General features: G+C 73.8%; 20 protein-coding genes. 16 read left to right on the top strand and 4 right to left on the bottom strand.

Annotation, left to right across the window (positions count from 1 at the left end):
* Positions 1-15: 15 nt before the first annotated feature.
* The 3 genes from coaBC to ACGF4C_RS10660 all read left to right on the top strand — a co-directional run bounded on the left by coaBC (position 16) and on the right by ACGF4C_RS10660 (position 4987).
* Positions 16-1254 carry a bifunctional phosphopantothenoylcysteine decarboxylase/phosphopantothenate--cysteine ligase CoaBC gene (gene coaBC, locus ACGF4C_RS10650; RefSeq protein ID WP_393565097.1) on the top strand — a complete coding sequence of 413 codons (1239 nt, stop codon included), beginning with the start codon at positions 16-18 and terminating at the stop codon, positions 1252-1254.
* 253 nt (positions 1255-1507) lie between these two features.
* Positions 1508-2716, top strand: a complete 1209-nt coding sequence (gene metK, locus ACGF4C_RS10655) for a methionine adenosyltransferase (RefSeq protein ID WP_393565099.1) — start codon at positions 1508-1510, stop codon at positions 2714-2716.
* Between the two features lie 129 nt (positions 2717-2845).
* Entirely contained in the window at positions 2846-4987 is a 2142-nt protein-coding gene (locus ACGF4C_RS10660) for a primosomal protein N' (protein WP_393565101.1), read from the top strand.
* 164 nt (positions 4988-5151) lie between these two features.
* Here the strand turns inward: ACGF4C_RS10660 and ACGF4C_RS10665 are convergent, their stop codons facing one another.
* Positions 5152-5703, bottom strand: a complete 552-nt coding sequence (locus ACGF4C_RS10665) for a hypothetical protein (protein ID WP_393565103.1) — start codon at positions 5701-5703, stop codon at positions 5152-5154.
* A 249-nt stretch (positions 5704-5952) separates the two neighbouring features.
* Here ACGF4C_RS10665 and fmt point away from each other — a divergent pair, with 249 nt between their 5' ends.
* The 10 genes from fmt to ACGF4C_RS10715 all read left to right on the top strand — a co-directional run bounded on the left by fmt (position 5953) and on the right by ACGF4C_RS10715 (position 16497).
* Positions 5953-6891, top strand: a complete 939-nt coding sequence (gene fmt, locus ACGF4C_RS10670; RefSeq protein ID WP_393565104.1) for a methionyl-tRNA formyltransferase — start codon at positions 5953-5955, stop codon at positions 6889-6891.
* 140 nt (positions 6892-7031) lie between these two features.
* A complete protein-coding gene (locus ACGF4C_RS10675) occupies positions 7032-8300 on the top strand; it encodes an aminotransferase class I/II-fold pyridoxal phosphate-dependent enzyme (RefSeq protein WP_393565106.1) in 1269 nt (422 codons plus the stop codon).
* A gap of 169 nt (positions 8301-8469) precedes the next feature.
* The gene (locus ACGF4C_RS10680) at positions 8470-9906 is read left to right on the top strand and encodes an RsmB/NOP family class I SAM-dependent RNA methyltransferase (protein ID WP_393565107.1); all 1437 of its coding nucleotides are present in this window, start codon (positions 8470-8472) and stop codon (positions 9904-9906) included.
* A gap of 87 nt (positions 9907-9993) precedes the next feature.
* Positions 9994-10677: a ribulose-phosphate 3-epimerase gene (gene rpe / locus ACGF4C_RS10685; protein ID WP_030412025.1), complete on the top strand. Its 684-nt coding sequence runs from the start codon at positions 9994-9996 to the stop codon at positions 10675-10677.
* A 220-nt stretch (positions 10678-10897) separates the two neighbouring features.
* Positions 10898-11914 carry a sugar-binding transcriptional regulator gene (locus tag ACGF4C_RS10690; RefSeq protein ID WP_030412026.1) on the top strand — a complete coding sequence of 339 codons (1017 nt, stop codon included), beginning with the start codon at positions 10898-10900 and terminating at the stop codon, positions 11912-11914.
* A gap of 76 nt (positions 11915-11990) precedes the next feature.
* Positions 11991-12191: a hypothetical protein gene (locus ACGF4C_RS10695; protein WP_393565109.1), complete on the top strand. Its 201-nt coding sequence runs from the start codon at positions 11991-11993 to the stop codon at positions 12189-12191.
* Complete coding sequence (locus ACGF4C_RS10700) at positions 12188-12640, top strand: barstar family protein (protein WP_393565111.1); 453 nt, start codon at positions 12188-12190, stop codon at positions 12638-12640. Before ACGF4C_RS10695 ends, ACGF4C_RS10700 begins: the two co-directional genes overlap by 4 nt.
* 109 nt (positions 12641-12749) lie before the next feature.
* Positions 12750-14213, top strand: a complete 1464-nt coding sequence (locus ACGF4C_RS10705) for a GuaB1 family IMP dehydrogenase-related protein (protein ID WP_030412029.1) — start codon at positions 12750-12752, stop codon at positions 14211-14213.
* A 336-nt stretch (positions 14214-14549) separates the two neighbouring features.
* The gene (locus ACGF4C_RS10710) at positions 14550-16031 is read left to right on the top strand and encodes an amino acid permease (protein ID WP_393565114.1); all 1482 of its coding nucleotides are present in this window, start codon (positions 14550-14552) and stop codon (positions 16029-16031) included.
* A 10-nt stretch (positions 16032-16041) separates the two neighbouring features.
* Positions 16042-16497: an Lrp/AsnC family transcriptional regulator gene (locus tag ACGF4C_RS10715; protein ID WP_030412031.1), complete on the top strand. Its 456-nt coding sequence runs from the start codon at positions 16042-16044 to the stop codon at positions 16495-16497.
* Here ACGF4C_RS10715 and ACGF4C_RS10720 read toward each other — a convergent pair.
* Positions 16494-16985: a nuclear transport factor 2 family protein gene (locus ACGF4C_RS10720; protein WP_393565116.1), complete on the bottom strand. Its 492-nt coding sequence runs from the start codon at positions 16983-16985 to the stop codon at positions 16494-16496. The genes ACGF4C_RS10715 and ACGF4C_RS10720 overlap by 4 nt on opposite strands.
* Before the next feature lie 18 nt (positions 16986-17003).
* Positions 17004-18416, bottom strand: a complete 1413-nt coding sequence (locus ACGF4C_RS10725; protein ID WP_393565118.1) for an MFS transporter — start codon at positions 18414-18416, stop codon at positions 17004-17006.
* A 153-nt stretch (positions 18417-18569) separates the two neighbouring features.
* Here ACGF4C_RS10725 and ACGF4C_RS10730 point away from each other — a divergent pair, with 153 nt between their 5' ends.
* The 3 genes from ACGF4C_RS10730 (at position 18570) to ACGF4C_RS10740 (ending at position 22202) form a co-directional block, all read left to right on the top strand.
* A complete protein-coding gene (locus ACGF4C_RS10730) occupies positions 18570-19508 on the top strand; it encodes a LysR family transcriptional regulator (RefSeq protein ID WP_393565119.1) in 939 nt (312 codons plus the stop codon).
* A gap of 142 nt (positions 19509-19650) precedes the next feature.
* The gene (locus ACGF4C_RS10735) at positions 19651-20448 is read left to right on the top strand and encodes a carbon-nitrogen hydrolase family protein (RefSeq protein ID WP_393565121.1); all 798 of its coding nucleotides are present in this window, start codon (positions 19651-19653) and stop codon (positions 20446-20448) included.
* 62 nt (positions 20449-20510) lie between these two features.
* A complete protein-coding gene (locus ACGF4C_RS10740; RefSeq protein WP_393565123.1) occupies positions 20511-22202 on the top strand; it encodes a flavin monoamine oxidase family protein in 1692 nt (563 codons plus the stop codon).
* Positions 22203-22235: 33 nt separating this feature from the next.
* Here the strand turns inward: ACGF4C_RS10740 and ACGF4C_RS10745 are convergent, their stop codons facing one another.
* Entirely contained in the window at positions 22236-23165 is a 930-nt protein-coding gene (locus ACGF4C_RS10745) for an LLM class F420-dependent oxidoreductase (RefSeq protein ID WP_393565125.1), read from the bottom strand.
* Positions 23166-23183 lie beyond the last annotated feature (18 nt).

Genomic DNA, 23183 nt, shown 5'->3' on the forward strand with positions numbered 1-23183 from the left:
GGGAGCGGCGAAGCGATGGACAAGCGGGAGCGGGAGCGGCCCAGGGTCGTCCTGGGGGTCAGCGGCGGGATCGCCGCGTACAAGGCGTGCGAGCTGCTGCGCCGGCTGACCGAGTCCGGGCACGACGTCCGGGTGGTGCCGACCGCCTCGGCGCTGCACTTCGTCGGAGAGGCCACCTGGTCCGCGCTGTCCGGCCACCCGGCCGACACCGAGGTCTGGGAGTCCGTCCACGAGGTCCCGCACGTCCGGATCGGCCAGGCCGCCGACCTCGTCGTGGTCGCCCCGGCCACCGCCGACATGCTGGCCAAGGCCGCCCACGGCCTCGCCGACGACCTGCTGACCAACACGCTGCTGACCGCCCGCTGTCCGGTGGTCTTCGCCCCCGCGATGCACACCGAGATGTGGGAGAACCCGGCCACCCAGGAGAACGTCGCCACCCTGCGCCGCCGCGGCGCGATCGTCGTCGAGCCCGCGGTCGGCCGGCTGACCGGCGTCGACACCGGCAAGGGCCGGTTCCCCGACCCGGTGGAGATCTTCGCCCTCTGCCGCCGGGTGCTGGCCCGCGGGGCCGAGGGGGCCGCCGTGGCGGACCTCGCCGGACGCCACGTCGTGGTCAGCGCCGGCGGCACCCGCGAGCCCCTGGACCCGGTCCGCTACCTGGGAAACCGCTCTTCGGGCAAGCAGGGCTACGCGCTCGCGGCCACGGCGGCCGCGCGCGGCGCCCGGGTCACCCTCGTCGCCGGCAACACCGAGCTGCCCGACCCCGTGGGCGTGGACGTGGTCCCGGTCGGCACCGCCCGCCAGCTCCGGGAGGCCGTGCTGAAGGCCGCCGCGGACGCCGACGCCGTGGTCATGGCGGCCGCGGTCGCCGACTTCCGCCCCGCCGTCTACACCACCGCCAAGATCAAGAAGGTGGAGGGCCAGGAGCCGGAGCCGGTCGTGCTGGTCCGTAATCCGGACATCCTCGCCGAGCTGTCCGCCGACCGCGCCCGGCCCGGCCAGGTGGTGGTGGGATTCGCCGCGGAGACCGACGACGTGCTCGCCAACGGGCGCGCCAAGCTCGCCCGCAAGGGCTGTGACCTGCTGGTCGTCAACGAGGTCGGCGAGCACAAGGCGTTCGGCTCGGCCGAGAACGAGGCGGTGATCCTGGCGGCCGACGGCACCGAGACCCCGGTCCCGTACGGTCCGAAGGAGGCCCTCGCGGACACGGTGTGGGATCTGGTCGCCCCCCGGCTGGCCGAGAATCGCCGCTGAATCCGCGCACCCTCTGCTCTTTCACCCCACCGGCCCCACAAAATCGGGCGTGTTCCCTTGACCATGTCGCCCCCGCACGGTGATCGTCCTACCGTGAGGTGTGGTGTCCCAGGTCACGAGGGGTCCAGAAATCGAGACCGCGTGCCCGAACGACGCATACGACCGATAAACTGGCGAGTGGATCGGGCCGAGCGCAGCTCTCGGCCCTTCCGCCAATGATCAGCCAGCAGCCGCTGCAACCCCAGGGAGCGATGTGTCCCGCCGCCTGTTCACCTCGGAGTCCGTCACCGAGGGCCACCCCGACAAGATCGCTGACCAGATCAGCGACACGATCCTCGACGCGCTCCTGAAGGAGGACCCCACCTCCCGGGTCGCCGTCGAGACGCTGATCACCACCGGCTTGGTCCACGTGGCCGGCGAGGTGACGACCAAGGCGTACGCCGACATCCCCAACCTCGTCCGCAACAAGATCCTCGAGATCGGTTACGACTCGTCCAAGAAGGGCTTCGACGGCGCGTCCTGCGGCGTCTCGGTCTCCATCGGCGCGCAGTCCCCGGACATCGCGCAGGGCGTCGACACCGCCTACGAGAACCGCGTCGAGGGCGACGACGACGAGCTGGACCGGCAGGGCGCGGGCGACCAGGGCCTGATGTTCGGCTACGCCTGCGACGAGACGCCTGAGCTGATGCCGCTCCCGATCTACCTCGCGCACCGCCTCTCGCGCCGGCTGTCCGAGGTCCGGAAGAACGGCACCATCCCCTACCTCCGCCCCGACGGCAAGACCCAGGTCACCATCGAGTACGACGGCCACAAGGCCGTCCGCCTCGACACCGTCGTGGTCTCCTCGCAGCACGCCAGCGACATCGACCTCGACTCGCTGCTCGCTCCCGACATCCGCGAGTTCGTCGTCGAGCACGTCCTCAACCAGCTCGTCGAGGACGGCATCAAGCTGGACACCGACGGCTACCGCCTGCTGGTCAACCCCACCGGCCGCTTCGAGATCGGCGGCCCGATGGGTGACGCCGGCCTGACCGGCCGCAAGATCATCATCGACACCTACGGCGGTATGGCCCGGCACGGCGGCGGTGCCTTCTCCGGCAAGGACCCGTCCAAGGTCGACCGCTCGGCCGCCTACGCCATGCGCTGGGTCGCCAAGAACGTGGTCGCCGCCGGCCTCGCCGCCCGCTGCGAGGTCCAGGTCGCCTACGCCATCGGCAAGGCCGAGCCGGTCGGTCTCTTCGTCGAGACCTTCGGCACCGCCACCGTCGACACGGACAAGATCGAGCAGGCCATCACCGAGGTCTTCGACCTCCGCCCGGCCGCGATCATCCGCGACCTCGACCTGCTCCGCCCGATCTACTCCCAGACCGCCGCCTACGGCCACTTCGGCCGTGACCTGGAGGACTTCACCTGGGAGCGTACCGACCGCGTCGAGGCACTGAAGAAGGCCGTGGGCCTGTAAGCAGCGCACCGTCCCGGCCCCGGCCCCGTACCGCCCCGCGGTACGGGGCCGGCGGCGTTCCCGGGCCACCGCCCGCGGCCGCGCTCCGGCCCGGCGCCGTTGTCGGTGCCGTCTGCTAAGACTGGTGCTGTGAGCAGTGAGAACGGGCGGGATCCGGGGGAGCGGGGCGAGCAGCTGGCCCTCATCAGGGAGACCGTCCGGGAGACCAGGGCGGAGCGCGCCAAGCCACGGACGTGGCGGGGCGCGCAGCTCGCCGATGCCCTCCCCGTGGCCCGGGTCCTGGTCGACAAGGGCCCGGTCCATCTCGACAAGCTGTGGGACTACGCCGTACCCGCCGCCATGGACGCCGAGGCCCGGCCCGGCGTCCGGGTGCGGGTGCGGTTCGGCGCGGGGACCGGCCGGGTGCGCGAGGGCCGGCGCGAGGGCGGCGGGCTGCTCGACGGCTATCTGGTCGAGCGGGTCGCGGAGTCCGACTACCGCGGCCCGCTGGCCGCGCTCGCCCAGGTCGTCTCGCCCGAGCCGGTCCTCGGCCCGGAGCTGCTGGCGCTGTGCCGGGCGGTCGCCGACCGGTACGCCGGTTCGCTCGCCGACGTCCTCCAGCTGGCCGTTCCACCGCGGCACGCCAAGCCGGAGGCGGAGCGCTTCCCCGAACCGCCGCCCCCGCCCGGGCCGCCCGCCCCGGGCAGCTGGGCGCGCTATCCCGACGGCCCGGCGTTCCTGGACGCCCTCGCGCGCGGCGGTGCGCCGCGCGCCGTGTGGACCGCGCTCCCGGGGCCGCGGTGGCCCGGGGAGCTGGCCGCGGCGGTCGCGGCGACCCTGGCGTCCGGCCGCGGCGCCCTGGTCGTGATGCCCGACGGACGGTCGGCGGCGCGGGTGGACGCGGCGCTGACCGAGCTGGTGGGGCCGGGGCTGCACACGCTCCTGGTGGCCGATTCGGGCCCCGAGGAGCGGTACCGCCGCTGGCTGGCCATACGCCGCGGCGCGGTCCGGGCCGTCATCGGCACCCGCGCCGCGATGTACGCCCCGGTCGCCGACCTCGGCCTCGTCGCCATCTGGGACGACGGCAACTCCAGCCACAGCGACACCAACGCCCCGCATCCGCACGCCCGGGACGTCCTCCTGCTCCGCGCGGTGCACGAGAAGGCCGCCTGCCTGGTCGGCGACCTGGGCCGCACGGTCGAGGCCACCCAGCTCGTCGAGAACGGCTGGGCCCGGCCGCTGGAGGCCACCCGCGAACAGCTGCGTGCGGCCGCGCCGTTGGTCCGTACCGTCGACGACCTGCAGGCCGCGCGCGACGAGGCGGCGCGGGTGGCCCGGCTGCCGACGCTCGCCTGGCAGACGGCCCGCGCCGGACTGGCCCGCGGCCCGGTGCTGGTGCAGGTGCCCCGCCGGGGCTATGTCCCCCGGCTGGCCTGTGAGCGGTGCCGGGAGCCGGCCCGCTGCCGGACTTGCGCCGGCCCGCTGGAGGCGCGCAGCAACGACACCGCGCTGTGCTGCGGTTGGTGCGGCAAGGAGGCACCGGACTGGCACTGCACCGAGTGCGGCGGCGCCCGGCTGCGGGCGCGGGTCTTCGGTGCGCACCGTACGGCCGAGGAGCTGGGCCGGGCCTTCCCGGAGGTACCGGTGCGCACCTCCGGCCGGGACCACGTCCTGGACTCGGTCCCGGACCGCCCCGCCCTCGTCGTCTCCACCCCCGGGGCCGAGCCGGTCGCCGAAGGCGGCGGCTATGCGGCCGCGTTGCTGCTCGACGGCTGGGCGCTGCTCGGGCGGGCGGACCTGCGGGCGGGGGAGGAGGCGCTGCGGCGCTGGCTGGGAGCCGCGGCGCTGGTGCGCGGCCAGGCGGAGGGCGGCACGGTCGCGGTCATCGCGGAGCCGACGCTGCGGCCGGTGCAGGCGCTGGTGCGCTGGGACCCGGCCGGGCACGCGCTGCGCGAGCTGGCCGAGCGGGCCGAGCTGGGGTTCCCGCCGGTGTCCCGGATGGCCTCGGTGACCGGCCCGCCCGAGGACGTCGCCGAGCTGCTGCGGGCGGCCGAACTCCCGCCGGACGCCGAGGTGTTGGGCCCCGTTCCGCTTCCGGTGCCGGACCCCGGGCGGCCGCGCCGCCCGGGTGATCCGCAGCCCGGTGAGCAGTGGGAGCGGGCGCTGGTCCGGGTCCGGCCGGGCCGGGGCGCGGCACTCGCCGCGGCGCTCAAGGCGGCGCGGGCGGCCAGGCTGGTCAAGCGGGAGGGGGCGGCGGTGCGGGTCCGGATCGATCCGCTGGACCTGGGGTGATCGCGGGGTGCGGTGCGGGAGTTGGGGGTTCGGGGCTGCGCCGCGTGGGCGCCGGGGCCCGCGGCCGGGCGTGGGGGCGGGCATGACGCCGCCCCGGGACCGAGGTCGGCGGGCGGTCCCGGGGCGCTGGCGAGGGTGCCGGGTGACCGGCGTGGGGGAGGGGTTCAGCCGTTGCGCGGGCCGGGGAAGGCGCCCGGCCGGGTCGGCTCTTCGCGGGCGACCGCGGAGGACTGGCCGGGCATGGAGCGGGCGGCGGGCACGGACGGTGCGCCGGACAGCCCGGTGGTCACGCTCACCGCGCGGGTCGCGGCGGACTCCGGCGTACGCACCGCGGGCTCGGCCGCGCCGTCCGCGGCGGGCTGGGCGGCGGCCCGGCGGGCGCCGTAACGGCGGTGCACCGCCTGCTTGGTGACGCCGAGCGCCGAGCCCACCGCGTCCCACGAGAACCCCAGCGAACGGTCGAAGTCGACCGCGGCCGTGACGAGCGTCTCGACGCTGTCCCGCAGCTCCTGGGCAAGGCGCACGGTCGGCGCGGGCGCGCGTCCGTAGACGACGAAGCCCGCGGACGGACCCGTGCGCCGCGGCCGGTAGACGTTGCCCAGCTGAGCGGTCAGCGTGCGCAGTGCGTCCACCTGTCGGCGGACCCGCTCGATGTCCCGCACCAGGAGATGCAGGCTGGCGCGGGCCTGGGCGTCGTGGGTTGCGTGGTCGGCCATGAGCAAGCCTCTCGAACCGGCGTGGAATGAGGAAAAGGAAAACGATCGGGCCGCTTCGGCGGCCCGGTTCGGGTCAATGCTGTTTGACCAACGCGACAGGAGTGGCTCTGGTCACGGTATGGGGGCGTACGAGCTTCCGTGCGAGGCGCGGGAAATGTCGTACGCCCCCGGAAGCGGCGCTCCCGGCGCGGAGCAAGGCCCATACACTGGTGCGTCGTTCCGCTGCGTGTGAGAGGTAGTCCGCCACCCATGAGGCTTGTCTTCGCCGGCACCCCCGAGGTCGCCGTCCCCTCCCTCGATGCCCTGATCGCCTCCGACCGGCACGAGGTCGTGGCCGTCGTGACCAGGCCCGACGCGCCCGCGGGACGCGGCCGGAAGCTGGTCGCCAGCCCGGTCGCGGAGCGTGCGGAGGAGGCCGGCATCGAGGTGCTCAAGCCCGCCCGGCCGCGGGACACGGACTTCCTGGCCCGGCTGCGGGAGATCGCCCCGGACTGCTGCCCGGTGGTCGCCTACGGCGCCCTGCTGCCCAAGGTGGCGCTCGACATTCCCGCCAAGGGGTGGGTGAATCTGCACTTCTCGCTGCTGCCGGCCTGGCGCGGCGCGGCACCGGTGCAGCACGCGGTGCTGGCCGGCGACGAGGTCACCGGCGCCTCGACCTTCCAGATCGAGGAGGGGCTCGACTCCGGCCCGGTCTACGGGGTGTTGACCGAGGAGGTCCGGCCGACCGACACCAGCGGCGATCTGCTCACCCGGCTCGCGTTCGCCGGCTCCGGCCTGCTCGTCGCGACCATGGACGGCATCGAGGACGGCACCCTGACGCCGGTGCCGCAGCCCGCCGAGGGCATCTCCCTCGCGCCGAAGATCGAGGTCGAGGACGCCAAGGTGGACTGGGCGGCGCCGGCCCTGCGGGTCGACCGGGTGATCCGCGGCTGTGCGCCCGCGCCCGGCGCCTGGACGGCCTTCCGCGGTGAGCGCCTGAAGCTGATGTCCGCCACCTCCGCCGCGGGCCACACCGAACTCTCCCTGGCACCCGGCGAACTCGCCGTCACCAAGAAGGCGGTGTACGTCGGCACCGGCAGCCACCCGGTCGAACTGATCTGGGTCCAGCCGCAGGGCAAGAAGCCGATGCAGGCCGCGGACTGGGCGCGCGGCGTACGCATCGAGGCCGGCGAACGGCTCGGCGGCTGACGCCACCGGGGCCCGCGCGGCCCCGCGGATCCCAGTGGGTGGAATTCCCGGGCCGGTCGTCCGGGGCGGTTTGTATCCTCGGCGGCGCCACCTGAACGACGCGCCGCCCCCGCGGCGCGGCCCCTGGGAAAGGAAGCACCATGACCACCGAGCTGAGCCCCGACACGCCGGCCGGTCTCGTCGAGCGGGCCCGCCGGGACTACCAGGAACTCGCCGGACGGGGGCTCTCGCTCGACCTCACCCGCGGCAAGCCGGCCCCGGAACAGCTCGACCTCTCCACCGACCTGCTGAGCCTGCCCGGCGGACGGTACACCTCCGCCGACGGCACGGACGTCCGCAACTACGGCGGACTGCAGGGCCTGCCCGAGCTCCGGGAGATCTTCGCCGGGCTGCTCCAGGTCCCGGCCGGGCAGCTGCTCGCGGCCGGCAACTCCAGCCTGGAGCTGATGCACGACTGCCTGGTGCACGCCCTGCTGGGCGTGCTGCCGGGCGCCGGGTCCCGCTGGGCGGACCAGGAGCGGATCGCGTTCCTGTGCCCGGTGCCCGGCTACGACCGGCACTTCGCGCTCTGTGAGCGCTTCGGGATCGAGATGATCCCGGTGCCGATGACCGACGAGGGCCCGGACATGGAGATCGTGGAGCGGCTGGTCGCCGAGGACCCCGCGGTCAAGGGCATATGGTGCGTACCGAAGTACAGCAACCCGACCGGCGTCAGCTACAGCGACGCGACCGTGGCGCGGCTCGCCGCCATGCCCACCGCCGCGCCCGACTTCCGGATCTTCTGGGACAACGCCTACGCCGCGCACCACCTCACCGACGAGCCGGTGGAGATCGCCGACCTGCTCGCCGCCTGCGCCGACGCCGGCAACCCGGACCGGGCGTTCGTCTTCGGCTCCACCTCCAAGATCACCGCGGCCGGCGCCGGTGTCGCCTTCTTCGGCTCCTCGCCCGCGAACGTGACGTGGCTGCTCGGCCACAACGCCAAGCGGTCGATCGGCCCCGACAAGGTCAACCAGCTGCGGCACGTGATGTTCCTGCGCGACGCCGACGGGGTGCGCGCCCACATGGAGCGCCAGCGCGCCCTGCTCCGGCCCAAGTTCGAGGCGGTGGGCCGGATCCTCGCGAAGGAGCTCGGCGGGACCGGGCTCGCGACCTGGACCACGCCCAAGGGCGGGTACTTCGTGACCCTGGACGTGCCGGACGGCTGCGCCAAGGAGGTCGTCCGCCGGGCCGCCGAGGCGGGCATCGTGCTCACCCCGGCCGGCGCCACCCACCCGTACGGCGACGACCCGCGCGACGCGGTCATCCGGATCGCACCCAGCTACCCCGGCCTCGCGGAGCTGGAGCAGGCGATCGAGGGCCTCGCCGTCTGCGTCCGGCTCGTCGGCCACGAGCGGCAGGCCGCATAGGGCGGCGGGCCGCACAGGAGGCCGTACCGCGCGGGGAAGAGGCGTACCGCCGCGGTCCCGGGCCCCGCGCAGGCGGGCGTACTGCGGCGGCCCGGGCCCGCGTAGGCTGGGACGGATCCCTCATCCGGGACCCCCAGACCGCATGCCGTACATCCGGAGCACCTTTTCTGTGAGCCAGCCCCAGCCCCACCGCCGTCCCGGCAAGCCGCACCGCCGTCCGAAGAAGGACCCGGTCAGGATCCTCGCCTTCGAGGCGCTGCGGGCCGTCGACGAGCGGGACGCCTACGCGAACCTCGTCCTGCCGCCGCTGCTGCGCAAGGCGCGCGAGGGCGGGGAGTTCGACGCCCGGGACGCGGCGCTGGCGACCGAGCTGGTCTACGGCTCGCTGCGGCGGCAGGGCACGTACGACGCGATCCTCGCGCAGTGCGTGGACCGGCCGTTGCGCGAGGTCGACCCGCCGGTCCTGGACGTGCTCACGCTCGGCGCCCACCAGCTGCTCGGCACCCGCATCCCCACCCACGCCGCGGTCAGCGCGAGCGTCGAGCTGGCGCGGGTGGTGCTGGGTGACGGGCGCGCCAAGTTCGTCAACGCGGTGCTGCGCAAGGTCGCGGCCGACGACCTGGACGGCTGGCTGGCGCGGATCGCCCCGGACTACGACGAGGACCCCGAGGACCACCTCGGCCTGGTGCACGCGCATCCGCGCTGGATCGTCTCGGCGCTGTGGGACGCGCTCGGCGGCGGCCGGGCCGGCATCGAGGACCTGCTGGAGGCGGACAACGAGCGCCCCGAGGTGACGCTGGTGGCGCGGCCCGGCCGGGCCACCGCCGAGGAGCTGCTGGCCGCGGCCGGCGAGCGGGGCGCGCTGCCGGGCCGCTGGTCGCCGTACGCGGTCCGGCTCGCCGAGGGCGGTGAGCCCGGTGCGCTGGACGCGGTGGCCGAGGGCCGCGCCGGCGTGCAGGACGAGGGCAGCCAGCTGGTCGCCCTGGCGCTGGCGAACGCGCCCGTCGAGGGCACCGACCGGGCCTGGCTGGACGGCTGCGCCGGCCCCGGCGGCAAGGCCGCGCTGCTGGCCGCGCTCGCCGCCGGGCGCGGCGCCGCGCTGCTGGCCTCGGAGAAGCAGCCGCACCGCGCCCGCCTGGTCGCCCGGGCCCTCGAAGGCAACCCCGGCCCGTACGCGGTGATCACCGCCGACGGCACCCGCCCGGCCTGGCGCCCCGGCAGCTTCGACCGGGTCCTGATGGACGTCCCGTGCACCGGCCTGGGCGCGCTCCGCCGCCGCCCGGAGGCCCGCTGGCGCCGCCGCCCCGAGGACCTCGACGGCTTCGCCCCGCTCCAGCGCGAGCTGCTGCGCCAGGCGCTGGCCGCGGTGCGGGTGGGCGGCGTGGTCGGCTATGCGACCTGCTCACCGCACCCGGCCGAGACCCGGGCCGTGGTGGAGGACGTCATCAAGGGCCGCGGCGGCCCCGCGGTGGCGGTCGAATGGGTCGACGCCCGCCCGCTGATGCCCGGTGTCCCCGCCCTCGGCGACGGCCCGGACGTCCAGCTCTGGCCCCATCTGCACGGCACCGATGCGATGTACCTGGCCCTGCTGCGCCGCACCGGCTGACGGCGGGCGCACGGGACGGGCCGGGGCCGAGCCGCCCCGACCCGTCCCGCCTCCGTCCGCTGCGGAGCGGGGCGCCATACTGGGGGCATGGCCTTGATCAACCCCAGCATCCTGTCCGCAGACTTCGCCCGGCTCGCCGAGGAGGCGAAGGCCGTCGAGGGCGCCGACTGGCTGCACGTCGACGTGATGGACAACCACTTCGTGCCGAACCTCACGCTCGGTGTGCCGGTCGTCGAGTCGCTGAGCAGGGCGACGGACACCCCGCTCGATCTGCACCTGATGATCGAGGACCCGGACCGCTGGGCGCCGCAGTACATCGAGGCCGGGGCCGGTTCGGTGACCTTCCACGTCGAGGCGGCCGCCGCGCCGGTGCGGCTGGCGCGGGAGATCCGGGCCAAGGGGGCGCGGGCGTCGATGGCGCTCAAGCCGGCCACCCCCATCGAGCCGTACGAGGACCTGCTCCCCGAGCTCGACATGCTGCTGATCATGACCGTGGAGCCCGGCTTCGGCGGCCAGGCGTTCCTGGACATCATGCTGCCCAAGATCCGCCGCACCCGGGAGCTGATCTCCCGGCACGGCCTGGAGCTGTGGCTCCAGGTGGACGGCGGCGTCTCCGACGCCACCATCGAGCGGTGCGCGGAGGCCGGTGCCGACGTCTTCGTGGCCGGTTCCGCGGTCTACGGCGCGGACGACCCCGCCAAGGCGGTGCGGGATCTGCGGGAGAAGGCCGAGGCGGCGACCGCGGGGGCCGGCTGGGCCTGCGCACACTGAATTCCGGCCAACGGGGGCGGGCGGCAAGGCCGTTGCCGGCCACAGGAAGGGTCCCACGGCGGGGCCGAGCCGCCAATTGTCCGTGGCGCCACCGAGCGTTCACGACGGTCGCGGCGGTCAAGGTCCCCGTTGCCGCCGGGTTTCTGAAAGGATGAGCAAAGACTCGATCAGATGCGCAAAAGGGGAGAATTTCGTGGTAGCCAGCCGCCCACAGTCCGGAATGGGCCCTGCCGAGCTGGTGCAGGCCGCGGCCATGGCCCGCCGTTTCTATCTCGAGGGCAAGTCGAAGATCCAGATCGCGGAGGAGTTCGGCGTCAGCCGGTTCAAGGTCGCCCGGGTGCTGGAGACCGCCCTGGAGCGTGATCTCGTACGGATCGAGATCCGGGTGCCCTCCGAGCTGGACGCCGAGCGCTCCGACGCGCTGCGGGCCCGCTACGGCCTGCGGCACGCCGTGGTCGTCGAGTCCCCCGCGGACGCTCCCCCCGCCTTCGGCGGCCAGACCCCGCCCGACGACGCCGCCGACCCCGAGAACCTCGGCGAGGTCGCCGCCGACCTGCTCGGCGAGCTGGTCAACGAAGGCGATGTGCTCGGGCTCGCCTGGGGCCGTTCGACCATCCACATGGCGGCCGCGCTGCACCGGCTGCCGCCGTGCACCGTCGTCCAGCTGACCGGTGTCTACGACGCGGGCACCGCCGACCGCGGCTCGGTCGAGGCGGTGCGCCGCGCGGCCGACGTCGCCGGGGGCGAGGCCCACCCGATCTACGCGCCGATGCTGCTGCCCGACTCGGCCACCGCCGAGGCGCTGCGCCGGCAGACCGGCATCGCCCGCGCCTTCGACTACTTCGACAAGGTCACCGTCGCCTGCGTCTCCATCGGCTCCTGGGAGCCGGGCGTCTCCACGGTCTACGACATGCTGTCCGAGGAGGAGCGCGAGCACTACGCCTCGCTGGGTGCGGCCGCCGAGATGTCCGCGCACCTCTTCGACGCCGAGGGCCGGCGGATCGGCCGGGACCTGGGCGAGCGGTGCATCACCGTCGAGGCGGACCGGCTGCGCCGCATCCCGGAGGTCGTGGCCATCGCGGGCGGCCGGCGCAAGGCCGCGGCGATCGGCGCCGTGCTGCGCTCCGGGCTCGTGACGAGCCTGGTCACCGACACCGCGGCGGCCGACCACCTGCTGCTGGAGACCGGCCCCGGGCCGCGCCCCGCGCTGGACCGGGCGGATCCGGACGGGAAGTGAGCCCGGCCGCCGGCCGGCCGTACCGCCCGGCGGTCATCGGCGGGCGGCCCGGGCGGGCCTGTGACAGCATCGGCCCATGGTGATCCGTCCCCTCCCGCGCCGTGCCGCCGCCGTCCCCGGCGCGCTGCCCGCCGGGCTGCCGCCGGTGCTCACCGGACGGACCACCGGCCGGGCCGGCAGGGGGAGTTCGGCCGCCGCGCGGCACTCCACCCCCGCCGGCGGGCCATGCCCGTACCCGCGGGCCTTTCCCCGGACCTTCGAGGCGGTGCTGCGATGACGGAGCCGGAGGCCGTGCCGCGGCCGCTCGCGGCGGTGCTCGACGGGCGGACGCCGCCCGGGGTGCTGCCCTGGCCCGCCGACCGGCCGGTGGCCGAGGCGCTGGCCGCCGCGCGGGACGCCGGCTGGACCGGTGCCGCGCTGGACCTGGCGGGCGTCGTGGACAAGGCCGCCTTCATGGACCGGTGCGCGGTCGCGCTGCGGCTGCCCGACTGGTTCGGCCGCAACTGGGACGCGCTCGCCGACTGCCTGACCGACCTGTCCTGGTGCCCGGCCGGCCGCGGCCGGCTGCTGGCCCTCACGGGCTGGCACGGCTACGCGGCCGCCGCGCCCGAGGACTGGGCCGTGGTGGAGTCCGTCCTCGCCGACGCGGTGGGCCACTGGCGCGACACCGGCACCGGGCTGGCGGTGGTCATGGCCAGGGGCCGGGGCCGCCGCGAGGCGCCCTGAGGCCCGGCCGGGCGGTCCCTCCGCGGCCCTCTTGGCAGATCGCACACATGGTCCAGCGGGGGCTAGGACAATCGTATGAGCCCTGGTCAGGGCCCGTATCCTGGGCTATATGCGATTCCTGAATCCGAAGAACGGCGCGCTCGAAGAGAGTTCTTCGGTGCCCTACGACCTGACCTACGACGATGTGTTCATGGTGCCCGGCCGCTCCGCGGTGGGCTCCCGCCAGGGCGTCGACCTGGCCACGCCCGACGGGACGGGAACCACGATCCCCCTCGTGGTGGCCAACATGACGGCGATCGCCGGCCGCCGGATGGCCGAGACCGTCGCCCGCCGTGGTGGCCTGGTCGTCATCCCGCAGGACATTCCGATCGACGTCGTCACCGATGTCGTGACCTGGGTCAAGCGCCGTCATCTGGTACTGGACACGCCGATCGTGCTGTCCCCGGTGGCGACCGTCGCGGACGCCCTGGCGCTGCTGCCCAAGCGGGCGCACGGCGCGGGCGTCGTCGTCGAGGGCGGCCGCCCGGTCGGCATCGTCACCGAGCACGACCTGGCCGGGGTGGACCGCTTCACCCAGGTCGCCGAGGTCATGACCAAGGACCTGCTGGTCTTCGACGCGGACATCGACCCGCGGGAGGCCTTCAACCGCCTCGACGCCGCCAACCGCAAGCTCGCGCCGGCGGTGGACGCCGACGGCATGCTGGTCGGCGTGCTGACCCGCAAGGGCGCGCTGCGCGCCACGCTGTACACCCCCGCCACCGACGCCGACGGCAAGCTGCGGATCGCGGCCGCGGTCGGCATCAACGGCGACGTGGCCGGCAAGGCCAAGGCGCTGCTGGAGGCCGGTGTGGACACGCTCGTCGTGGACACCGCGCACGGCCACCAGGAGAGCATGATCAGCGCGATCAAGGCCGTCCGGGCGCTGGACCCGCAGGTCCCGATCGTGGCGGGCAACATCGTCGCCGCCGAGGGCGTGCGCGATCTGATCGAGGCCGGCGCGGACATCATCAAGGTCGGGGTCGGCCCCGGCGCGATGTGCACCACCCGGATGATGACCGGTGTCGGCCGGCCGCAGTTCTCCGCGGTGCTGGAGTGCGCCGCCGAGGCGAAGAAGTACGGCAAGCACGTCTGGGCCGACGGCGGTGTGCGGCACCCGCGCGACGTCGCCATGGCGCTGGCCGCCGGCGCGTCCAACGTCATGATCGGCTCCTGGTTCGCCGGCACCCTGGAGTCGCCCGGCGACCTCCAGCACACCGCCGACGGCCGTCCGTACAAGGAGAGCTTCGGCATGGCCTCGGCCCGCGCGGTGCAGCGCCGGACGAGCGAGGAGTCGTCCTACGACCGGGCCCGCAAGGCGCTCTTCGAGGAGGGCATCTCGCACTCCCGGATGTTCATCGACCAGGCCCGGCCGGGCGTCGAGGACCTGATCGACTCGATCATCGCGGGCGTCCGCAGCTCCTGCACGTACGCGGGCGCGGCCACGCTGGAGGAGTTCGCCGAGAAGGCCGTGGTCGGCGTGCAGAGCGCCGCCGGCTACGCCGAGGGCAAGCCGCTGCACGACAGCTGGAGCTGACCCGTAACGGGCCGCCCACGGCCCTGGGGAGCGCCTGACCGGCCCCGCACCGACCCGGTGCGGGGCCGGTTTGCGTTTCCGGGGTCTTACGGGGTTTCCTGGCGCAACGGCGCAACGATCCACCGTATGGGTCGCCGGTGCGCAACGATCAGCCGTGGTTGCGCAAGGAACCTGCATTACGGCAGCTCAACGGCGCCCCGTAAGGTCTGCGTCAGTACGTGGAGTGGCGGAGACCGCCTGCTCGGCGGTCTCCCGCACGGGGTGCTTTCGCATGCCCGTTTCCTGACCGCCGTCGGTCGCCGTCACCTGACAGGCAGCGATGAAGGAGCCTCCCCAGTGTTGGAGCACGGCGCAGCCCCGCCCGCAGGGGCCAGCGACACCAAGCCGCCCTCTCCCGGCGGCCCCGGCGGCCTCGGGACCCGGCTGATGCGGCGCAAGCCGGTCGAGCGGCTGGTCGCCGAGGGCGGGCAGGGGCAGGGCGGTGAGCTCCGCCGCTCGATGGGCGTCTGGCAGCTGACCATGATCAGCATCGGTGCCACCCTCGGCACCGGCATCTTCGTGGTGCTCGGCCAGGCGGTCCCGGACGCCGGCCCCGCGGTCGTGATCTCGTTCGTGATCGCCGGCATCACCGCGCTGTTCTCGGCGCTGTCCTACGCGGAGCTGGCCGGCACCATCCCGGTCTCCGGCTCCTCGTACTCCTACGCCTACGCCACCCTCGGCGAGCTGGTCGCCTGGGTCTGCGGCTGGTGCCTGATCCTGGAGTACGGCGTCTCGGTCGCGGCCGTCGCGGTGGGCTGGGGGCAGTACCTCAACGAGCTGCTCGCCGGCACGTTCGGCTTCACCCTCCCCGACGCGCTGTCCCAGCCGCCCGGCGACGGCGGCTACTTCAACCTGCCGGCGCTGCTGGTGGTGCTGCTGGCCATGGCGTTCCTGCTGGGCGGTGCCAAGGAGAGCGCCCGGGCCAACACCATCATGGTGCTGGTCAAGATCGCCGCGCTGCTGCTGTTCTGCGGCGTCGCCTTCCAGGGCATCAAGTCCGGCAACTACGCCAACTTCATGCCGATGGGCATGGCCGGTGTGAGCGCCGCGGGCGCCACCCTGTTCTTCTCGTACATCGGCTTCGACGCCGCCTCCACGGCCGGCGAGGAGGCCAAGGACCCGCAGCGCGACCTGCCCCGCGCCATCATGCTGTCGCTGGTGATCGTCACCGCGCTGTACTGCCTGGTCGCGGCCATCGCCGTGGGCGCCATGCCGTGGCAGAAGTTCGAGGGCTCCGAGGCCGCGCTGGCCGGGATCATGAAGGCGGTCACCGGGCAGAGCTGGTGGGCCGTGCTGCTCGCGTTCGGCGCGGTGATCGCCATCGCCAGCGTCGTGCTGACCGTGCTCTACGGCCAGACCCGCATCCTCTTCGCGATGTCCCGCGACGGCCTGGTGCCGAAGGCGTTCGCCAAGGTGCACGCCAAGAGCGGGGTGCCGCGGGTCAACACCGTGATCGTCTCGCTGTTCTGCGGCATCCTGGCCGCCGCGGTGCCGCTGGGCGAGCTGGCCGACGCCACCAGCATCGGCACGCTCTTCGCGTTCGCGCTGGTCAACGTGGCGGTGATCGTGCTGCGCCGGACCCGCCCGGAGATGAAGCGCACCTTCCGTACCCCGCTCTCGCCGCTGTTCCCGGCGATCGGCTTCCTGCTCTGCCTCTGGATGATGACCAGCCTCGGCGCCGTGACCTGGGTGGTCTTCGGTGTCTGGATGGTCGTGGGCCTTGTGATCTACTTCGGTTACGGCTTGCGCCGCTCCCGATTGGCCACGTCAGAGAAGTGATCCACCCGCAGTGCGACTGAACGATCTCGACGAACGCATCGTCCACGCCCTCGCCGAGGACGCCCGCCGCAGCTATGCCGACATCGGCCAGGAGGTCGGGCTGTCCGCCCCGGCCGTCAAGCGCCGGGTGGACCGGCTGCGGGCCGACGGCGCGATCACCGGCTTCACCGTACGGGTGGACCCGGCCGCGCTCGGCTGGGAGACCGAGGGGTTCATCGAGATCTACTGCCGCCGGAACACCTCGCCCGAGGCGATCCACCGCGGCCTGTCGCGCTACCCGGAAGTGGCGTCCGCCTCCACCGTCACCGGTGAGGCGGACGCCCTGGTCCAGGTCTTCGCGTCCGACATGCGGCACTTCGAGCGGGTGCTGGAGCGGATCGCGGGCGAGCCGTTCGTGGAACGGACCAAGTCCGTGCTGGTGCTCTCCCCGCTGCTCCGCCGGTACGGCTCGGGCGCGCCCCGCTAGGGCGCCGGTGCACCCAGGTCCGCAGGCACTTGCGGCGGGGTGCCGCGGGTCCGGACGATCCGCAGCGATGTGGCGGCGGTCCGCCGGCCGTCCGCGGTCCGCACCGGAGCGCTGCCGGTGTGACCCGCGGAGGCGAACACCTCCTTCGAGCCGTCGGCCAGGACGTGGGTGCTCAGCTGGGCGCCGCGCACGGTGGCCCGGTCCCCGTCGATCTCGATGACGGGGTTCGTGCCCAGGTGCACGGTCCGGTCGAAGAGGGCCGTCCCGGCCCGTACGCGGGCCCGCAGGGCGCCGCGGCCGTGGAGCGTGCCGATCGGCATCTCGGCGGTGACGTCGTCGGTGTGGAAGGCCCGGGCCCACTCCTCGTCGAACCGCCCCTCGTCGAGGGAGCGCAGACAGCGGTCCATCAGGTCGCCGATCCCGGCCCGGCCGGTCAGGTACTGGAGCTGGTACTGCATCGCTGCGGTGGCGCTTCCGGTGGAGGTCATACCGCCGAGCCTGCTGCCTCAAGTGGACTTGAGGTCAAGCTGGACTTGAGGTAAAGCGCCGGGCTGCCCGGAGCGCGCCCGGGTCCGCAGGCCGGCCACCGCGGCGATCCCCGCCACCAGCACCACGCCCGCGGCGATCCGGTACCCCAGCGCGGTGGCCTCGGTGAACGCGGTGGTCACCGCCGCGCCGTGCCCGGTGCCCGCGGCGAACCGCACCGACAGCACGGTCCCCACCACGGCGATCCCCAGCGCCGCCCCCAACTCCCGTGCCGCGCCCTGGAGTCCGGAGCCCATCCCCGACCGGTGGGCCGGCACCGACGCCACGATCGCATGCGACAGCGTCGGCATCGCCAGCCCCGCACCCACCGACATCACCAGCAGGAACGCCAGGTAGAGCGGATACGGGGTGCCGGCGGCGGCGGTGGACATCAGCAGCAGGCCCACCGCGATCAGCCCCAGCCCCGCACCCACCGCCCTGGCCTCGCCGGCCCGGTGCGCCCAGCGCATGCCGTACCGCGTCACCGCCGTCATCCCGACGGCCAGCGGCACGATCGCGAACCCGGTCTGCAGCGGCGAGTAGCCCTTCACGTACTGCAGGAACTGGGCGTTGACGTAGAACAGCGCGAACATCCCGAAGAACGTCACGGCGATCCCGAGGGCGCCGGCCCGCAGCCGCGGCAGCCGGAACAGCCGCGGGTCCAGCACCGGATGCGCGGCCCGCAGACCGTGCCGGACGAACACCGCGAACACCACCAGCGCCAGGGCGAAGGCCCCCGTCACCGTGGCCGAACCCCAGCCCCGCCCCGGGCCCTCGATGATGCCGAAGAGCAGCGCGCCCGCCCCGAGGACCAGCAGCACCGAGCCCGGCAGGTCCAGCACGGCGGTCTGCCGCGGGACCCGCGGCGCCACCGCGGCGACCCAGGCCAGCAGGCCCAGCCCGAGCGGCACATACGCCCAGAACAGCCCCTGCCAGGGCAGGTACTGGAGGATCAGCGCGCCGCCCGCGTTGCCCACCATGCCGCCGACGCCCAGCGCCGTGCTCCAGGCGGCGACCGCACCGGCCCGGCGGTCCGGCGGGGTCGCGTGCAGCAGGACGGACATGGTCGCGGGGACCAGCAGCGCGGCGCCCGCGCCCGAGACGGCCCGGCCGGCCAGCAGTACCGGCAGGGAACCCGCCACCGCGCTGAGCAGCGCACCCGTGGCGAACACGCCGAGCCCGGTCAGCAGCACGCCCTTGCGCCCGTAGCGGTCGCCCAGCGCACCGGCGGGGATCAGCAGCCCCGCGAAGACCAGGACGTAGGTGTCGACGATCCACAGCAGCTGGGCGGCGGACGGATGCAGTCCGCTCGCCGCTATCCGGGGGATCGCGAGGTTCATCGCGGCCACCAGTGACTGCGCGACCAGCACGCAGACGCACATCGCGGCCGTCACCGCACGCTGCCGGCCCGGGCCGGCCGCGGGTCTGTGAAGGGAATCCGAGGAAGAGGAACCCGAGGAAGGGGAAGGGGGCGGAGACAGTGTCGAGGTCATGGGCGGGACGCTAGGGTCACTGTGGATTAACCTCAAATGCAAGGTGTGCACTCCATGATTGCGCGAAACGCAAACATCGACCTCAACCTCCTGACGGCCCTCGACGCACTGCTCGAAGAAGAGAGCGTGACCGCGGCCGCCGACCGCCTCGGCCTCTCCGGACCGGCCATGAGCCGCGCCCTCGGCCGGATCCGCCGCACCCTCGGCGACCCCGTCCTCGTCCGCGCCGGCCGCCACATGGTCCCCACCCCGCGCGCCCTGGAGATCCGGGCCGAGGTGCGCCGCCTGGTGGACGCCGCCCACGGCGTGCTCGCCCCCGCCGCCCCCGCCGATCCGGCGCAGCTGGCCCGGGCCTTCACCCTCAGCGCCAACGACCTCGTCGTCACCGCCGTCGGCCCGCGCCTGGTCGCCCGGGTCGCCGAGGAGGCCCCGCAGGTCGTGCTGCGCTTCCTCGGCGAGAGCCACGTCGACCTGCCGCTGCTCCGGGACGGCGCCGCCGACCTGGAACTCGGGGTGATCGACAGCACCGAACCGGAGATCCGTTCCGAGGAGCTGTTCACCGACCGCGGGGTCGCGGTGGTCCGCGACGGCCACCCGCTCACCGAGGGCCGGCTCACCGCCCGCCGCTACGCCGCCGCGCCGCACCTGAACTTCACCCGCCGCGGCCGGCTTACCGGCCCCATCGACACCGCGCTGGCCGCCCTCGGACTGCGCCGCAAGGTGATCGCCACCGTCCCCACCTTCGCCGCCTCGCTGATGATGGTCCGCGACACCGACGCGGTCGGCTTCGCGGGCGAGGTGATCGCCGCCTCGACGGTCCGCGCCCTGGGCCTGCGCACCCTGCCCATCCCGCTCGAACTGCCCTCGATGAGCATGGCGATGGCCTGGCACCCCCGCCAGGAGGCGGACGCCGGCCACGTCTGGCTGCGCGGACTCGTCCGCCGGGTGGTCGGGGAAACGATCGCCGCCGGCCCCCCGCCGGAGGCCCGATGACCTCTGGCGCAACGAATCGCCGCGGAGGCGCTTGAACGCGCAATGAATCGTCCGGCCGCACGCAACGGTGGCGCCTTGTCCGGAATCGTCACCGACCCGTACCGTCATTGCGTCCCGCCCGAACCGTTCGCCGAGGGGTCCCATGACACCGCTGCACACCGCCCTGCTCCAGAGTTCGGGCCGGCCCGGCGATGTCGCCCACAATCTGCAGGTCCTGACGGACGCGGCCCGCGCGGCCGCCGCGCAGGGCGCCGGACTGCTCACCGCGCCCGAGATGTTCCTCACCGGCTACGCCATCGGCGCGGACGTGCCCAAGCTCGCCGAGCCCGCCGACGGCCCGTCCGCGGACGCCGTCGCCAAGATCGCCGCGGACCACGGCCTGGCGATCGCCTACGGCTTCCCCGAGCGGGACGGCGACACGGTCTACAACGCGGTCCAGCTGATCGACGCCCGGGGCGAGCGCCTCGCCACGTACCGCAAGACCCACCTCTTCGGCTGCTTCGAGCGCGAGTGGTTCACGCCGGGCGACCGGCCGGTCGTCCAGGCCGAGCTCGGTGGCCTCCGCATCGGCCTGATGATCTGCTACGACGTGGAGTTCCCGGAGAACGTCCGGGCGCACGCGCTGGCCGGCACCGACCTGCTGCTGGTGCCCACCGCGCAGATGCACCCGTTCCAGTTCGTCGCGGAATCGCTGGTCCCGGTCCGCGCCTTCGAGAACCAGATGTACATCGCGTACGTCAACCGCACCGGCCCGGAAGGGGAGTTCGAGTTCGTCGGGCTCTCCACGCTCGCCGGCCCGGACGGCGTCGCCCGGGCCCGCGCCGGCCGCGGCGAGGAGCTGGTCTGTGCCGCCGTCGACCCGGCCTTCCTCGCCGCCTCCCGCGAGACCAACCCCTACCTGAGCGACCGCCGCCCGGAGCTCTACGGGCCCCTCGTCTGACCCTCTCCCCGCCGCCCTGCCCCGCCCCGCCTTCAGCTTTCCCCGCAAGGAGTCCGTACCCCATGACGTCCACGGTGCCCCCCGCCGTCCCGCACACCGAAGCGCAGCCGCCGATCACCATGTTCGGCCCGGACTTCCCGTACGCGTACGACGACTTCCTGGCCCACCCGGCGGGCCTCGGCCAGATACCGGCGACCGAGCACGGCACCGAGGTCGCGATCATCGGCGGCGGCCTCTCCGGCATCGTCACCGCCTACGAGCTGATGAAGATGGGCCTCAAGCCCGTCGTGTACGAGGCGGACCAGATCGGCGGCCGGCTGCGCACCGTCGGCTTCGACGGCTGCGAGGAGAGCCTCAACTGCGAGCTGGGCGCGATGCGCTTCCCGCCGTCCTCGACGGCGCTGCAGCACTACATCGACATGGTGGGCCTTACGACCAAGCCGTTCCCCAACCCGCTGGCCGAGTCGACCCCGTCGACCGTCGTCGACCTCAAGGGCGAGTCGCACTACGCCGAGACGGTCGACGACCTGCCCCAGGTCTACCGGGACGTCGCGGACGCCTGGAACAAGTGCCTGGACGAGGGCGCCGACTTCTCCGACATGAACCAGGCCATGCGCGAGCGCGACGTACCGCGCATCCGCGAGATCTGGGCGAAGCTCGTCGAGAAGCTCGACAACCAGACCTTCTACGGCTTCCTCTGCGACTCCGACGCCTTCAAGTCCTTCCGCCACCGCGAGATCTTCGGCCAGGTCGGCTTCGGCACCGGCGGCTGGGACACCGACTTCCCCAACTCCATCCTGGAGATCCTGCGCGTCGTCTACACCGAGGCCGACGACCACCACCGCGGCATCGTCGGCGGCTCCCAGCAGCTGCCGCTGCGCCTCTGGGAGCGCGAGCCGCAGAAGATCGTGCACTGGGCCCAGGGCACCTCGCTGTCGTCGCTGCACGACGGCACGCCGCGCCCGGCCGTGACCCGGCTGCACCGCACCGCCGGCAACCGCGTCACCGTCACCGACGCCTCCGGCGACATCCGCTCCTACAAGGCGGTCGTCTTCACCGCCCAGTCGTGGATGCTGCTGTCCAAGATCGCCTGTGACGACGAGCTGTTCCCGATCGACCACTGGACGGCGATCGAGCGCACCCACTACATGGAGTCGTCCAAGCTCTTCGTCCCCGTCGACCGGCCGTTCTGGCTGGACAAGGACGAGGAGACCGGCCGCGACGTGATGTCCATGACGCTGACCGACCGGATGACCCGCGGGACCTACCTGCTGGACAACGGCCCCGACCAGCCGGCCGTCATCTGCCTCTCGTACACCTGGTGCGACGACAGCCTCAAGTGGCTGCCGCTGGACGCCAACGAGCGGATGGAGGTCATGCTGAAGTCGCTCGGCGAGATCTACCCGAAGGTCGACATCCGCAAGCACATCATCGGCAACCCGGTCACCGTCTCCTGGGAGAACGAGCCCTACTTCATGGGCGCGTTCAAGGCCAACCTGCCCGGCCACTACCGCTACCAGCGGCGGCTGTTCACCCACTTCATGCAGGACCGCCTCCCCGAGGACAAGCGCGGCATCTTCCTCGCCGGCGACGACATCTCCTGGACCGCCGGCTGGGCCGAGGGCGCCATCCAGACCGCGCTCAACGCGGTGTGGGGCGTGATGCACCACCTCGGCGGCACGACCGACGCCACCAACCCCGGTCCGGGCGACGTGTACGACGAGATCGCCCCGGTCGAACTGCCGGAGGACTGACCTCCGTTCATCCCCCCGCGCGCGGGCGGCCGGTCACACCCCGGCCGCCCGCGCCGCCGTGTACACCTCCGCCGCGAGGTCCTTGAGCTCCTCGGCGTCCCGGGCGTGGCCCTGCAGATCGATCAGGATCTCCTCCACGCCCACCGCGGCGTGCGCGGCGAGATCCTCGACGATCTGCGCCACGCTGCCCTGGAACGGCCGGCGGTCCGGGCCCCCGTACGGAGCGCCGGTGTGCTCGGTGTTCACCCGCAGCACGCTCTGCACCGGCTCCTCGCGGCCCCGTTCGGCGGCCAGCTCCTGCAGCCGCTTCCACTGCTTCGCGAGCTGCTCCGCACCCGTGCCGACCGGCATCCAGCCGTCCGCCCGGTCCACCAGCCGGCGCAGCGCCCGCGGGCTGTTGGCGGGCAGCAGGATCGGCAGCGGCCCCTTCGGCTTGGGCCCGACCTCGGACGGGGCGATGGTGGTCAGCTCCCCTTCGTACGCCACCGGGTCCGGGCCCCACACCGCGCGGCAGACGTCGATCAGCTCGTCGAGGACCTTCCCGCGCCTCTTGAACGGGGCGACCGCGGCGGCCGCGTACTCGTCCAGCGACCAGCCGGTACCCAGGCCCGCGACCACCCGGCCGCCGCTCGCCGCGTCCAGCGAGGCCAGCTGGCGGGCCAGCTGGAACGGCACGTGCAGCGGGGCGACCAGCACGCTCGTGCCCAGCCGGGCCCGCCGGGTGGCGCCCGCGGCCAGGGCCAGCGTCACCAGCGGGTCGGCGACCGAGCGGTACTGGTCGGGCCAGGGCAGTCCCGGGATGCCGTACAGGCCCTGGGTGGCGGGCTCCGGGAACAGGATCCGCTCGAAGACCCACAGGCTCTGATAGCCGGTCTCCTCCGCGGCCCGGGCCACGTCGGGAACGTCCCGTCCGATGTCGTACTGCCGCATCTGCGGAAGGCTCAGACCGAGTCGGATGGCCATGCGGCGCACTCCTTGGTG

The organism is Streptomyces sp. NPDC048197, assembly GCF_043202395.1.
Classification (GTDB): Bacteria; Actinomycetota; Actinomycetes; order Streptomycetales; family Streptomycetaceae; genus Streptomyces; species Streptomyces siderophoricus.

Bases quoted from the DNA above. Each gene is read 5' to 3' on its own strand.
- ACGF4C_RS10735 (WP_393565121.1), top strand. From the start codon at position 19,651: ATGACACCGCTGCACACCGCCCTGCTCCAGAGTTCGGGCCGGCCCGGC.
- ACGF4C_RS10740 (WP_393565123.1), top strand. From the start codon at position 20,511: ATGACGTCCACGGTGCCCCCCGCCGTCCCGCACACCGAAGCGCAGCCG.
- fmt (WP_393565104.1), top strand. From the start codon at position 5,953: ATGAGGCTTGTCTTCGCCGGCACCCCCGAGGTCGCCGTCCCCTCCCTC.
- ACGF4C_RS10705 (WP_030412029.1), top strand. From the start codon at position 12,750: ATGCGATTCCTGAATCCGAAGAACGGCGCGCTCGAAGAGAGTTCTTCG.
- ACGF4C_RS10700 (WP_393565111.1), top strand. From the start codon at position 12,188: ATGACGGAGCCGGAGGCCGTGCCGCGGCCGCTCGCGGCGGTGCTCGAC.
- ACGF4C_RS10675 (WP_393565106.1), top strand. From the start codon at position 7,032: ATGACCACCGAGCTGAGCCCCGACACGCCGGCCGGTCTCGTCGAGCGG.
- rpe (WP_030412025.1), top strand. From the start codon at position 9,994: ATGGCCTTGATCAACCCCAGCATCCTGTCCGCAGACTTCGCCCGGCTC.
- ACGF4C_RS10730 (WP_393565119.1), top strand. From the start codon at position 18,570: ATGATTGCGCGAAACGCAAACATCGACCTCAACCTCCTGACGGCCCTC.
- ACGF4C_RS10720 (WP_393565116.1), bottom strand. From the start codon at position 16,985: ATGACCTCCACCGGAAGCGCCACCGCAGCGATGCAGTACCAGCTCCAG.
- ACGF4C_RS10745 (WP_393565125.1), bottom strand. From the start codon at position 23,165: ATGGCCATCCGACTCGGTCTGAGCCTTCCGCAGATGCGGCAGTACGAC.
- ACGF4C_RS10665 (WP_393565103.1), bottom strand. From the start codon at position 5,703: ATGGCCGACCACGCAACCCACGACGCCCAGGCCCGCGCCAGCCTGCAT.
- coaBC (WP_393565097.1), top strand. From the start codon at position 16: ATGGACAAGCGGGAGCGGGAGCGGCCCAGGGTCGTCCTGGGGGTCAGC.
- ACGF4C_RS10695 (WP_393565109.1), top strand. From the start codon at position 11,991: ATGGTGATCCGTCCCCTCCCGCGCCGTGCCGCCGCCGTCCCCGGCGCG.
- ACGF4C_RS10690 (WP_030412026.1), top strand. From the start codon at position 10,898: ATGGGCCCTGCCGAGCTGGTGCAGGCCGCGGCCATGGCCCGCCGTTTC.